This window comes from Thermobifida halotolerans, from assembly GCF_003574835.2.
Classification (GTDB): Bacteria; Actinomycetota; Actinomycetes; order Streptosporangiales; family Streptosporangiaceae; genus Thermobifida; species Thermobifida halotolerans.
The window spans coordinates 2,954,138-2,966,842 of the sequence record NZ_CP063196.1 but is presented as its reverse complement, the minus strand read 5'-3'; the positions used below and the strand labels follow the sequence as shown (position 1 = coordinate 2,966,842).

The 12,705-nt window shown below is 70.8% G+C and carries 11 protein-coding genes; 4 read left to right on the top strand and 7 right to left on the bottom strand.

Translation table 11 applies throughout. The features are described 5' to 3' along the window. Positions 1–193 precede the first annotated feature (193 nt). Both NI17_RS13305 and NI17_RS13300 read left to right on the top strand, forming a co-directional pair. Positions 194–1,792: an RNA polymerase sigma factor gene (locus NI17_RS13305; protein ID WP_068688893.1), complete on the top strand. Its 1,599-nt coding sequence runs from the start codon at positions 194–196 to the stop codon at positions 1,790–1,792. Positions 1,793–2,162: 370 nt separating this feature from the next. Then, positions 2,163–3,134, top strand: coding sequence for a hypothetical protein (locus NI17_RS13300; protein ID WP_199859953.1), 972 nt, complete (start codon positions 2,163–2,165; stop codon positions 3,132–3,134). A 22-nt stretch (positions 3,135–3,156) separates the two neighbouring features. Here the strand turns inward: NI17_RS13300 and NI17_RS13295 are convergent, their stop codons facing one another. Together NI17_RS13295 and yaaA are read right to left on the bottom strand one after the other, a co-directional pair. Further along, positions 3,157–3,486, bottom strand: coding sequence for a hypothetical protein (locus NI17_RS13295; protein WP_157129686.1), 330 nt, complete (start codon positions 3,484–3,486; stop codon positions 3,157–3,159). 25 nt (positions 3,487–3,511) lie between these two features. Further along, the gene (gene yaaA, locus NI17_RS13290) at positions 3,512–4,309 is read right to left on the bottom strand and encodes a peroxide stress protein YaaA (protein WP_243597510.1); all 798 of its coding nucleotides are present in this window, start codon (positions 4,307–4,309) and stop codon (positions 3,512–3,514) included. Between the two features lie 77 nt (positions 4,310–4,386). Here yaaA and NI17_RS13285 point away from each other — a divergent pair, with 77 nt between their 5' ends. After that, on the top strand, positions 4,387–5,094 hold the full coding sequence (locus NI17_RS13285) for a GNAT family N-acetyltransferase (protein WP_084012447.1): 708 nt from the start codon (positions 4,387–4,389) through the stop codon (positions 5,092–5,094). Between the two features lie 111 nt (positions 5,095–5,205). Here the strand turns inward: NI17_RS13285 and NI17_RS13280 are convergent, their stop codons facing one another. Further along, the gene (locus tag NI17_RS13280; RefSeq protein WP_068688896.1) at positions 5,206–5,430 is read right to left on the bottom strand and encodes a DUF7455 domain-containing protein; all 225 of its coding nucleotides are present in this window, start codon (positions 5,428–5,430) and stop codon (positions 5,206–5,208) included. Positions 5,431–5,780: 350 nt separating this feature from the next. Here NI17_RS13280 and NI17_RS13275 point away from each other — a divergent pair, with 350 nt between their 5' ends. Continuing rightward, positions 5,781–7,886 carry a DNA gyrase/topoisomerase IV subunit B gene (locus NI17_RS13275; protein ID WP_068688897.1) on the top strand — a complete coding sequence of 702 codons (2,106 nt, stop codon included), beginning with the start codon at positions 5,781–5,783 and terminating at the stop codon, positions 7,884–7,886. Here the strand turns inward: NI17_RS13275 and NI17_RS13270 are convergent. The 4 genes from NI17_RS13270 to NI17_RS13255 form a co-directional block, all read right to left on the bottom strand. Continuing rightward, complete coding sequence (locus tag NI17_RS13270) at positions 7,837–8,649, bottom strand: CPBP family intramembrane glutamic endopeptidase (RefSeq protein WP_068688898.1); 813 nt, start codon at positions 8,647–8,649, stop codon at positions 7,837–7,839. The two genes, NI17_RS13275 and NI17_RS13270, sit on opposite strands and share 50 nt — an antisense overlap. Before the next feature lie 358 nt (positions 8,650–9,007). Continuing rightward, positions 9,008–9,334, bottom strand: a complete 327-nt coding sequence (locus tag NI17_RS13265) for a tetratricopeptide repeat protein (RefSeq protein WP_068688900.1) — start codon at positions 9,332–9,334, stop codon at positions 9,008–9,010. Between the two features lie 84 nt (positions 9,335–9,418). Further along, a complete protein-coding gene (locus tag NI17_RS13260; protein WP_068688901.1) occupies positions 9,419–9,922 on the bottom strand; it encodes a beta-class carbonic anhydrase in 504 nt (167 codons plus the stop codon). Positions 9,923–10,040: 118 nt separating this feature from the next. Further along, positions 10,041–12,530 carry a DNA gyrase/topoisomerase IV subunit A gene (locus NI17_RS13255; RefSeq protein WP_068689161.1) on the bottom strand — a complete coding sequence of 830 codons (2,490 nt, stop codon included), beginning with the start codon at positions 12,528–12,530 and terminating at the stop codon, positions 10,041–10,043. Positions 12,531–12,705: the final 175 nt, after the last annotated feature.

Genomic DNA, 12,705 nt, shown 5'->3' with positions numbered 1-12,705 from the left:
GAATGAGCAGCGTTTCCTTCCCGACTCCTCGGATCGTCGAGTCCAGCAATCTCGCCACACGTCCGTTCGAGAGGTGTTTGTGTCACCTGCCAGTTCGACCCGCTCTAAGCAGCAGCCGGAGGCGCTGCAGGAGCCAGTCATCCAGCAGCTGATCGAGCGTGGGCGGTCCCAGGGGTACCTTGAGCCCGAGGACGTGCGCCGTGCCTTTGAAGAGGCCGAAATCCCGATGTCTCAGGCCCAGGCGGTACTCCGCAGCCTGACCAAGGAAGGCGTCACCCTCATCGTGGGCGCGGCCGAGTCCGCACCGCCCAGGCGCAAGTCCACACGGCGCAAGACGGCCACCGCCCCCCGGGCGGCGGCTCAGACCGGCACCACTCGGGCCAAGCGCGCGGCGGCAGCACAGGAGCAGCCCGAGACCGTGACCGCCGTGGTCAACACGGAGGACGCGGGCGAGGCCGAGGCCGCACCCAAGAAGCGTGCCGTCAAGACCGCCACCGCCAAGTCCAAGACGACGACCGCCAAACGCGGCGCCGCGAAGAAGAGCGCGGCCAAGACGCCCGCGAAGAAGACCGCCGCCAAGTCCCCCGCCGCCAAGCCCGACACCAAGAAGACCGCGGGGACGGCCGGTACCGAGGCGGGCGGCGAGTCGGGGCTCGAACTGGAGTCGACCGGTCTCATCGAGGAGGAGTTCGAGGACACCGGCGCCGACCTCGAACTGGTCGAGGACACCGCCGAGGAGACGACCGAAGCGGTTGTCGGCCCGGTGGTCAAGGCCGGACAGGGGGCTCCGGAGAAGGCTGGACCCAGCAGCGAGGACGAGTCCTTCGTCCTCTACGACGACGATGACGACGCACCGGCGGCGCAGGTCGTGGCGGCCGGAGCCACCGCGGACCCGGTCAAGGACTACCTCAAGCAGATCGGCAAGGTCCCCCTCCTCAACGCCGAGCAGGAGGTGGAGCTCGCCAAGCGCATCGAGGCCGGTCTGTTCGCCGAGGAGAAGCTCTCCGAGAAGGGCCACCTGCTCTCCGTCGAGGAGCGGGAGGAACTGGAGTGGATCGCCGAGGACGGCGGCCGCGCCAAGAAGCACCTGCTGGAGGCGAACCTGCGTCTGGTGGTGTCGCTGGCCAAGCGCTACACCGGCCGCGGCATGCTCTTCCTCGACCTGATCCAGGAGGGCAACCTCGGCCTGATCCGCGCGGTCGAGAAGTTCGACTACACCAAGGGCTACAAGTTCTCCACCTACGCCACCTGGTGGATCCGCCAGGCCATCACCCGCGCGATGGCCGACCAGGCCCGCACCATCCGCATCCCGGTGCACATGGTGGAGGTCATCAACAAGCTCGCCCGCGTGCAGCGCCAGATGCTGCAGGATCTGGGGCGCGAACCCACCCCGGAGGAGCTCGCCAAGGAACTCGACATGACCCCGGAGAAGGTCGTCGAGGTGCAGAAGTACGGTCGCGAGCCGATCTCCCTGCACACCCCCCTGGGAGAGGACGGCGACAGCGAGTTCGGTGACCTCATCGAGGACTCCGAGGCGATCCAGCCGGGCGAGGCGGTCAGCTTCACCCTGCTGCAGGAGCAGCTCCACTCGGTTCTCGACACCCTGTCCGAACGCGAGGCCGGAGTGGTGTCGATGCGTTTCGGACTCACCGACGGCCAGCCCAAGACCCTGGACGAGATCGGCAAGGTCTACGGCGTGACCCGCGAGCGGATCCGCCAGATCGAGTCCAAGACCATGTCCAAGCTGCGCCACCCGTCGCGCTCCCAGGTGCTGCGCGACTACCTCGACTGAAGGCGTCGAAACACGTCACCGGGCCGGTCCCCCCGTGAGGCGACCGGCCCGCTCGCGATGTGCTCCGGCGGTCGCACCCTGTCGACACGGGTGTGGCGAGGCCCGCGGTCGGCGCCACCGGAAAGCCGTCTGATGATCCCCGTCACCGGACGCCTACGATGATGGCGTCGGCCGGGTATGAGGGAGATAAAAACCGAGACCGCTTCGTGACCCGACGGGTCTTCCCAGGCAGACACAGCGCCGACAGACCACCGTCTCGCCATGTGGGACGGGAGGAACGGGCGGCACCCCCCGCCGCGGCCGTACCGCACTAACCTCCATCCCCATGGGGATTTTCGGCCGTGCGGGCGCCAGGAAGCAGGACGACACCGTGGGCGGTGACATCACCGTCGACCGCTGCTGGCGGAACCCGGCCCTGGACGCGGGGGTCGACGCCGTCGAGGAGGGAGCCCTGAACGCGGGAGTCACCCTGCTCCGGGAGGCGCGTACCGACCCCGAACTGCGCGCGCTGTACGTGGACGCGCTGAGCGAGGCGGCGGTCGGCCGCAGCGGGCAGATCCGCGCCCTGCTCACCTCCGAGACCGACCGGCAGGAGGCCGCCGACATCCTGCTGTGGCTGGGCGGCACCCTCATCAGCGAGGCGTGGAAGATCCGCGGGGCGGGAGCGGCGGACACCGTCGGAGCCGACCGGTTCAAACTGTTCTTCGCGACCCTGACCGAGGCGCGCGAACCCCTGCTGGCCGCGGCCGAGATCAACCCCGACGACCCGGTCCCCTGGAACGGCCTCCAGTGGTTCGCCATCGGCATGCAACTGGACCGCGGGGAGAAGGACTACATCTGGCAGCGCGTCGTCGAGCGGTTTCCCACGCTCTACCCCGCCCACTGGGGCCGACTCCAGATGCTGTCGGCCAAGTGGGGCGGCTCCCACGAGGAGATGATGGAGTTCGCCCGCGGATCGGTGGAGTCGGCGCCTCCCGGCAACCCGCTGACCTCCATGGTCGCCCTGGCGCACGCGGAACGGCAGCTCGGGCGGATGAGCGAACTGGCCTCCCGCCGGAGGTATGTCGCCGCGATCAGGATGAACGTCACCTACTACAGCGACCAGGTGAAACAGGAACTCGTCGAGGCGGCCCGCAGGTGGTGCGCCGCACCCGTGGAGCATCCGCGCGACCTCCAGGCGCACAACCTGTTCGCCTGGTCCTTCAAGGAGGCCTACGAGGAGGACCACGCCCGCTGGCACCTCCACCAGGTCGGTGACCGGGCCCACAGGTGGCCCTGGGGCAGCGGTGGCGACCCGGCGGGGGAGTTCGCCAAGGCGCGCAGCAGGTTCGGCCTGGCCTGAGCCAGGACAGGCGCCCCGCCGCTCAGGCCAGCGCGGCCAGGACGGCGACCACCGCCGCCACCGTCCCCGCCGTGCCCGCGACCAGCCCGCATCCCAGCGCCCTGCGCGCCCTGCCGCCCGGAACCGCCACCAGCACGCAGCCCAGGCCGAACAGCGCGAAGAACAGGAAGCGGACCAGGCCGATGTTCGGGTCACCGGTTCCGACGACCAGCAGCACCACCAGGACCACCACCGAGAGCAGCCCGGTCAGGAAGTACAGCGGAACGGTTCCCCTGGGCGTCGGCGCGGGCTCCCGTGCGGGCGGCGGAGGCTTGGGCTCGCCGCTGTAGGGGTTGTACGGGGGGACGGACATCTCGGGCACCAATCCGGTGGGGCGCTCAACCGGGAACGACGACGTTCAGCACGTGCGGTCCGCCCCCGCGGGCCGGGGCGGTGAGCTCGACGCGGTGGCCGAGGTCGGCCAGGGCCGTCGCCAGCTCGCCGGGGGTCCGCGGAGACGCCCCCGCGGCCAGCAGGGAGTGCGCCACCGCGCCCCGGGCCGCCTTGGCCATGTGGCTCACCACCGACCGCCGGACCGTGCCGTCCACCACGGTCTGCCGCAGCACCCGGACGGTGACCGTGCGTGCCGCGACGGCGGGCCCCGGCCGGAACGCGGTCGCGTAGGCGGTGGAGCGGCAGTCCACCACCAGGCGCCCCTCGGCCAGCTTGGTCAGCACCTCGCCCAGCCGGGACCGCCAGAACACGCCCAGCCCGCCCAGCGGCGGCAGCGAGACCCCCATGGACAGCCGGTACGGGGGGACCGCGTCGGTGGGGCGGAGCACCCCCCACAGCCCCGAGAAGATCAACACCGACTCCTCGACCAGTGCCGCGGAGCGCCCCGCCAGCAGTTCCGGAAGCCGCAGCGCGTCGTAGAGGACCCCCGTGTACAGCTCGGCGGCGCGCAGTGTTGCGGCGGTGCGCAGCTCCCGGTTGCGCTGGACCGCCTCGACCTGTCGCGGGGTCAGCCCGAGAACGGTGCGCGCCTGCTCCACGGGACGCGCGCACACCCGCTCCAACGCGGCCATGACGGACTCCCGCGCCGGAGTGAGCTCGGGCAGGGTCAGCGAGGCGGGATCCAGCGGGGGACCGCCGCCCGGGAACGCCTTGCCTTCGGAGGGGGGAAGCAGGATGAGCATGGGACCTTCGGGGGCTTGGAGCACAACGACCCGGGTGATCGTACCCGACCCGCCGACGGGCTGTTAGGTTCTGCGGCATGGTCGACGACGGCGGTGAATGGGCGCGGGCGGTGGCGCGGGACTGGCCCGCTCTCGAAACGGTCGAGAGCGCCGGATGGCGGCTGGGGTACAGCCACGGGGTGTCCAAGAGGGCGAACTCGGCGGTCGCGCTGCACGCCGCGGCCGACCCCGACGAACCCGCGCGGTTCTACCGGGAGCGGGGACTGCGGTCCACCGTCCAGGTGTGGCCGGGGCAGCGGAGGACCGACGCGCTGCTGGCCGAACGCGGCTACCGGATCGTGGACCCGAGTCTGGTGCTGACCCGGCAACTGGCGGAGCGGCCCGAACCCGCGACCGAGGTCGTGGTGGGCCGGACACCGCCCGCCGGTTGGACGGAGGCGGTGCGCCGCCCCGACGGGGCCGACACGCACGCGGCCGCCGTCGAGGCCCGGATCACGGCCCGAAGCGGAATGGTCCACGCCGTGCACGCCGACGGCCGGGCCCGCGGCTGCGCCGCGCTGAACGGGGACCTGGTGGGCGTCTACGGAATGGCCACCCGCGCCGACTCCCGCAGGCGCGGCTGCGGGAACCGGGTCCTGGACTCCCTGCTGGCCTGGGCCCACGACCACGGCGCGCGGCGTGCCTACCTGCTCGTCGTGGCCGACAACACGGCGGCCCGCGCGCTGTACGAGAAGGCGGGCTTCACCGAGGCGGCCCGGTACCACTACCGGGTGCTGGAGGTCTGAGCGGATACGGCGGCCGCCGCGCCGCCCCGCGGGAGCGACGGGACCCCGCACACACATCGGCGGCGGCCCCCGGAAGGGGGCCGCCGCCGCACGTCTTTCTCTCTCGAGGGGCTAACGCTCTCCGGCACCGGCCTGGGCGGAGTGGAGGCGGTCGGTCTCGTCGTGAATCTCCACGGCGATCTTGCGGACGGAGTCGCCGTGCTGACGCATGTGGTGAGCGCAGAACAGCAGTTCGCCACCGGAGTTGAGAACCACTCGGACGTACGCCTGGGCGCCGCAGCGGTCGCAACGGTCAGCAGCTGTCAGCGGCCTGGTGGGGGCAAGAGTTCCAGTCACTTCGCCTTCCTCAGTTCTCGGCGTTAGTCACTCGGGACAACATCTAACCGGACGAAGAGCTTCCCGACCAGCCCTTCTGTACGCCGACAGCGGAATCGGCCCGGTTCGTGGCCTATCTCTCTGCTTGCTCGTCTGACCGGGGTTCTACCCTGCGACACGTCCTGTTATCCCAGTGGTCCAGAATGCGGACCACGGCAACTGCGGCTACCCTCAAACCGAACTACTGTGCTATCGCAGCTGTCGCACCCCACAGGGCAGGCGGTTCCCCGTCCGCCCCACCACGACCACGCTCGCCCGTGCGCTCCCGGCACGGTCGCGCCCGCAGACCCCGACACCGCAGGAGAGTCCCCGTGACCGCCCTCACCACCGACTTCCACGACCCCGAGGAATACTCCGCTCGGCACCTTTCGGTCCTGGAAGGCCTTGAGGCGGTCCGTAAACGGCCGGGCATGTACATCGGCTCCACGGACAGCCGCGGCCTCACCCACTGCATGTGGGAGATCATCGACAACTCGGTCGACGAGGCCCTGGCCGGCCACTGCACCCGCATCGACGTGGTCCTGCACGCGGACGGCTCGGTCGAGGTGCGCGACAACGGGCGCGGCATCCCGGTCGACGTCGAGCCCCGGACCGGTCTGAGCGGCGTGGAGTTGGTCATGACCAAACTGCACGCCGGCGGCAAGTTCGGCTCCGGCTCCTACACCGCCTCCGGGGGCCTGCACGGCGTGGGCGCCTCCGTGGTGAACGCGCTGTCGGCGCGCCTGGACGTCGAGGTGGACCGGCAGGGGCACACCCACGCGATGAGCTTCCGGCGCGGCATTCCCGGGGTCTTCGACGGTCCCGGCCCCGACGCCGACTTCACCCCGCGCTCCGGCCTGGAGCAGGTGCGCAGAATCGCCAGGAAGGTCACCGGAACCCGGGTGCGCTTCTGGGCCGACCGGCAGATCTTCCTCAAGGAGGCCGACGTCGCGCGCGAGTCGCTGCTCGACCGCGCCCGCCAGACCGCCTTCCTCATCCCCGGTCTGACCATCTCGGTGCGCGACGAACGCACCGAGGGCGAGGACCCCTACGAGGAGGAGTTCCGTTTCGACGGCGGGATCAGCGAGTTCTGCACCTACCTGGCCCCCGACCAGGCGGTCAGCCCGATCCTGCGGTTCGAGGGCAGCGGCCAGTTCACCGAGACCGTGCCGGTCCTCGACGAACAGGGCCACATGACCCCCACCGACGTGGAACGGCGGCTCGACGTGGACGTCGCGCTGCGCTGGGGCACCGGCTACGACACCACTGTGCGCTCCTTCGTGAACGTCATCGCCACCCCCAAGGGCGGCACCCACCTGGCCGGTTTCGAACGCGCCCTGGTGCGGGTCGTCAACGACCAGCTGCGCTCCACCAAACTGCTCAAGGCCAACGACGACCCGGTCACCAAGGAGGACGTCCTCGAAGGGCTCACCGCCGTGATCACGGTGCGCCTGCCCGAGCCGCAGTTCGAGGGGCAGACCAAGGAGATCCTCGGCACCTCCGCGGCCAGCCGGATCGTCTCCCAGGTCGTGGGCCGGGAGTTGCGCGCCTTCCTGACCTCCGCCAAACGGGCCGAGAAGCAGCAGGCCCGCGCGGTGCTGGAGAAGATCGTCAACGCGGCCAAGGCGCGGCTGGCCGCCCGCCAGCAGCGCGAGACCCAGCGGCGCAAGAACGCCCTGGAGAACTCGGCGCTGCCCGCCAAACTGGTGGACTGCCGCAGCGAGGGCCTGGACCGCAGCGAACTGTTCATCGTCGAGGGGGACTCCGCGCTGGGCACCGCCAAACTCGCCCGCGACTCGGAGTTCCAGGCGCTGCTGCCCATCCGCGGCAAGATCCTCAACGTGCAGAAAGCGTCAGTGGCCGACATGCTCAAAAACGCCGAGTGCGCCGCGATCCTCCAGGTCATCGGCGCGGGATCGGGGCGCACCTTCGACCTGGACGCCGCCCGCTACGGCCGGGTCATCCTCATGGCCGACGCCGACGTGGACGGCGCGCACATCCGCTGCCTGCTGCTGACGCTGTTCTACCGCTACATGCGTCCCATGCTGGAGGCGGGCCGCGTGTTCGCCGCGGTGCCGCCGCTGCACCGCATCGAACTGACCAACGTGCGCAGGAAGCGCGGAGCCAGGGCCCGGGACCGCTACATCTACACCTACTCCGACGCCGAACTGCACCGCAAACTGCTGGAGCTGGAGAAGCAGGGCATCAGTTGGAAGGAGCCCGTCCAGCGGTACAAGGGCCTGGGCGAGATGGACGCCGACCAGTTGGCCGAGACCACGATGGACCCGCGCCACCGCATGCTGCGCCGTATCCGCGTGGAGCAGGCCGAGGAGGCCGCCTCGGTGTTCGAGCTGCTCATGGGCAACGAGGTCGCGCCGCGCCGCGCGTTCATCGCCCAGGGCGCCCGCGAACTCGACCTCGCCCGCATCGACACCTGAGCCGCGGTCCGGACACCGGGGACAGCAGAGGGCGGGGACCACAGCGGCACGGCGCCCCGGAGCGCGAGGGCCGCGAGCATGCCGAGTTCGGCGCGCAGTGCACGACGAACGCGGGCCAGACGCTTCCGGTGACCGCGCGCACCCACCCCAGCGCCAGACCGGCCGATCCCGTCAGCAGGACGGCGCCCGGATCGAAGGCGGCCCCGGACGCCTCGACCGCCAGCCCGTGCCCCAGTCCGAAACCGACGGAGGTCAGCACCAGTCCCCAGCCGACCCGGGCGCCGAAGAACCGCCACGGTGTGCCCAGGGCCCGGTCCAGGACCGCGAGCATCGCGCCACGCCAGATCAGTTCCTCGGTGAGGTTGGGAATCGCCGAGTCGAACAGCAGCCGCTCTGCGGACACGTGACCGGTTCCGTCCGACGCCGAGGTGAACAACACCAGGACGAACGCCGCGGTGAACGCGGCGGCGGTGAACGTCAGCGTTCGCCGGAGCGAACCGGGCTCTGTCTCCAGGCGGAGCCCCGCCTCCCGGCGAGCCCAGTTGCGCAGCACCGAGAACAGGATGCTCACCCATGCCGGGTCGAGGAGCCTGCCCTGCCAGTTCCACTCCAGACCGGCGAACACCCCCACTCTGGGCAGGTTGCGGCAGACCCGGCTCACCAGCAGGAGAACCGCGGCGACGGACAGTGCCCGCGCGGTCCCCGGTCGGCCCCGCCCCGCGACGAGGACGAGGGGGGACAGCACGGCGAGAAGGAGCGCCACGGTGGCGACGCTCGTTCCAGAACCGCCAGGACCCGTACCGGGCCGGAGAGTGCCGCGACCACGACCACCGCGCTCCCGACCGTGGCGAGGACGGGAAGCACCCACCGTGCCGTGTCCTGGGGAGCGGCGGCAGCGGTGCTGTCGGAGGGGACCGGAGCAGAGGACATCGGAACCGCCTTCGGGGAGAATCCGGGCTTCGCCCGTGTCGCTCTCAGGCGAGGTCCGCTGTCGCTGTTCCGACGCGCCTCCCGGCGGTCCCGGTTGCGGGACGTGCCCGAGGCACCCGGCGGGACGACCCGGCCCGCGACGCGTTGCGGGCCGCGCCCCGAGGGGCACGGCCCGAAGCTCCCGGAGGGGGTCAGTCGAGGGAACCGCCCGACATGATCGCGTGCATTCTGCGGTGCGGGGCGGCCTCGGATTCCCGGTTCTGCCGCTCCAGCGAACGGGCGAGCGCGATGTGCGCCCAGGCATCGCACGGGTTGAGTTCGATGAGCCTGCGGAACGTCTGTTCGGCCTTGGCGAGTTGCGCCGAGTGGAAGTAGGAGCGTCCCAGTAACTCCAGGACCGTCCGGTTGCGGGGTTCCACCTCCGCGAGCGGAGCCAGCACCCGGGCCGCACCGATCGGGTCGCCGAGGTCGAAGTGCTGTCTGCCGCGTCGGTAGATGTCGTAACTGTTCTCCGCCATCGCACTCCCTTCCTCAGGGAAACACAACAGTGCTCCCAACTGGGACATTCCCGGCGGTACAGCGCCTGACACCGGGGAGGCGGCTCACTCCCGCACCGGGGTCACCCTCCCGGTGTCCACGTCGTAGAGGGCTCCCATGACCGCCAGGTCGGCGGGCAGCAGCGGATGGTGCCGGATTCGCTCGAGGTCGTGGCGGAGCGCGCCGATCTGGTCGTTGTCGGTGTGGAACTCCAGGCTCCGGGTGTCCACCCCGTACTGGGTGGCGATGATGTCGTGCACCTCGGCGTCACCGGACACCGAGGCCATCTTGCACCGGGTGTGCGGCAGCACCATGACCCGGTTCACTCCCAGCAGGTACACCGCCAGGACCAGGGTGCGCAGGGTGTCGTCGGTGACACGGGCGCCGGCGTTGCGCAGGATCTTGGCGTCGCCCGGTTTGAGGCCCAGCATGTCCAGGGGCTCGATACGCGAGTCCATGCAGGTCACCAGGGCGAGGCCGCGTGCGGCCACCGGTTCCAGACCGGCCAGGCCGAAGTCGCGGACGTAGTCCTCGTTCGCGGCGAGGACGTCGTCGAAGGCAGTGCTCACAGGGTGCCTCCAAAGGCGGTGAAGTGTCCTATGACATGAGCGAGGCCGCACGGTCCGGTGACGACCGCACGGCCTGTCCGTGGCTCCGGAAGATCATCCCCGGGAAAACTCAGGATAATCATCCCCCGGAGAGCGAGGCGGCCACCGTCCCGGTGTCGACCTGTCCGGTGCCCACCGAGGCGATGGGCCGGGGCAGCGCCTCGCCCGAACCGTCCCTGCGGGGGACGGGGTCGGGCAGCCGGACGGGACCGCCGTCGGCGCGGAAGGCCCGGGCCGGGGAACGTCCCACCCAGCCGAACAGCAGCAGGTCCTCGCCCTTGAGGAAGCGCTGGCAGCGCACCCCTCCGGTGGCGCGGCCCTTGGCGGGAAAGACCGAGAGGGGGGTCACCTTCGCCGTCCCGGTCTGGGTGTCGGGCAGCGCACCGCTGCTTCCCGCGATCGTGACGACCACCGAGTCCTCCGGTGAGGTGACGGCGCCGAACCACAGCGCGTTCGCGTCCTCGCCGAGGCGGATGCCCGTCACACCGCCCGCGCTGCGCCCCTGGGGGCGCACCGAGGAGGCGGGGAAGCGCAGCAGTTGGGCGTCGGAGGTGATGAAGACGAGGTCCTCCTCGCCGGTGACGAGTTGGGTGGCGCCGACGAGCCGGTCGCCCGGTCTGAGGTTGATGACCTCGAAGTCGTCCTTGTTCTGCGGGTAGTCCCCGCCGACCCGTTTGACGATGCCCTGGCGGGTGCCCACCGCCAGTCCCGGACCGTCTCCGCCGATCTCGGCCAGGGCGATGACCCGCTCGTCGCTGTCGAGTTCCACGAACTCGGCGACGGGCGACCCCGAGGCGATCGCCGGGGAGTCGCCCGCCTCGGCGGGCAGTTCGGGCAGCTCCAGCACCGGCACCTTGATCAACCGCCCCAGGTCGGTGACCAGGGCGACCTCGCCGCGCACGGTGGCCCGCACGTTGGCGGCCATGGCGTCGTGCCGGGCCCGCGGCCCCTCGAACATCGGCGGAAGCTGCGCGCCGGAGGTGCGCCCCAGCAGCCCGCTGGTGCTCAGCAGTACGTGGCACGGGTCGTCGCCGACCTCCAGGGGGACCGCGGAGGTGCGGGGGGCGCCGGAGCTCTCCCGCAGCACGGTGCGGCGCGGGGTGGCGAACTCCTTGGCCACCGCGGCCAGCTCCTTGGAGACGAGCTTGCGCAGCTTCCTGTCGGACTCCAGGACCGCGGTCAGCTCGGCGATCTCGGCGTTCAGCGTGTCGCGCTCGCTCTCCAGCTCCAGCGCGTCGTACTTGGTGAGGCGGCGCAGCGGTGTGTCCAGGATGTAGCGCGCCTGGGTCTCGGACAGCTCGAAGACCTCCATGAGCCGCCGCCGGGCCTGGGTGGAGTCCTCGGAGTCGCGGATGAGCGCGATGACCCGGTCGATGTCGGCCAGCGCGACGAGCAGGCCCGCCACCAGGTGGAGGCGCTCCTGCCGCTTGGCGCGGCGGTGCTCGCAGCGGCGGCGCACCACGTCGATGCGGTGGTTGACGTAGACCAGCAGCAGGTCGCGCAGTCCCAGGGTCTGCGGCTGGCCGTCCACCAGCGCGACGTTGTTGATGCCGAAGGTCTCCTCCATCGGGGTGAGCCGGTAGAGCTCCTCCAGCACGGCCTCGGGGTTGAAGCCGTTCTTCAGTTCGATCACCAGCCGCAGGCCCTGGTTGCGGTCGGTGAGGTCCTTCAGGTCCGAGATCCCCTGCAGCTTCTTGGCCTGCACCAGTTCCTTGATGCGGCTGACGACCTTCTCGGGACCGACGTTGTAAGGCAGTTCGGTCACGATCAGGCCGGTGCGGCGCGGGGTGAGCTTCTCGATGGACACGGTGGCGCGGGTGCGGAAGGTGCCGCGGCCCCTGGTGTAGGCGTCCCGGATGCCGTCGAGCCCCGTGATGGTCCCCCCGGTGGGCAGGTCCGGTCCGGGAACGAACTCCATGAGCTCGTCGAGGGTGGCGTCGGGGTGCGCGAGCAGGTGCCGCGCCGCCGCGACGACCTCGCCGAGGTTGTGCGGGGCCATGTTGGTGGCCATGCCCACCGCGATCCCCGACGCGCCGTTGACCAGCAGGTTCGGGAAGGCCGCGGGGAGCACCTCGGGCTCGGTCTCCTGGCCGTCGTAGTTGGGCCGGAAGTCCACCACGTTCTCGTCGATGGACTCCACCATCAACGAGGACGCGCGGGTCAGGCGCGCCTCGGTGTAGCGCATGGCCGCGGGCGCGTCGTCCCCTCCGAGGGAGCCGAAGTTGCCGTGCCCGTCCACCAGCGGCACCCGCATGGCGAAGGACTGGCTCATGCGCACCAGCGCGTCGTAGATCGCGCTGTCGCCGTGCGGATGCAGCCTGCCCATCACCTCGCCGACCACGCGGGCGCACTTGACGTGGGCGCGGTCGGGGCGCAGCCCCATCTCGCTCATCTGGTAGAGGATGCGCCGCTGGACGGGCTTGAGACCGTCACGGGCGTCGGGCAGCGCGCGCTGGTAGATGACCGAGTAGGCGTACTCCAGGAAACTGCCGCGCATTTCCTCGGAGACGTCGATGTCGATGATCGTCTCGGTGAGTTCCTCGGGAGGCGGGGACGTAGTACGGGCCATGTCCGCCATTGTGACCTGTGTGTGAGACAGGTGCGAACCGGGAAGGGTACCGAAACACTCCGGGGACGGGGGCCGGCAGAGTTCCGCGCCGGACGGGCCGTGTCACGGCCGCGGTCTTCTTGACGCTGCGTGACCGGGGGCGGGTCCCGGCGGGAAGAGCCCGTCCGCGCGACCG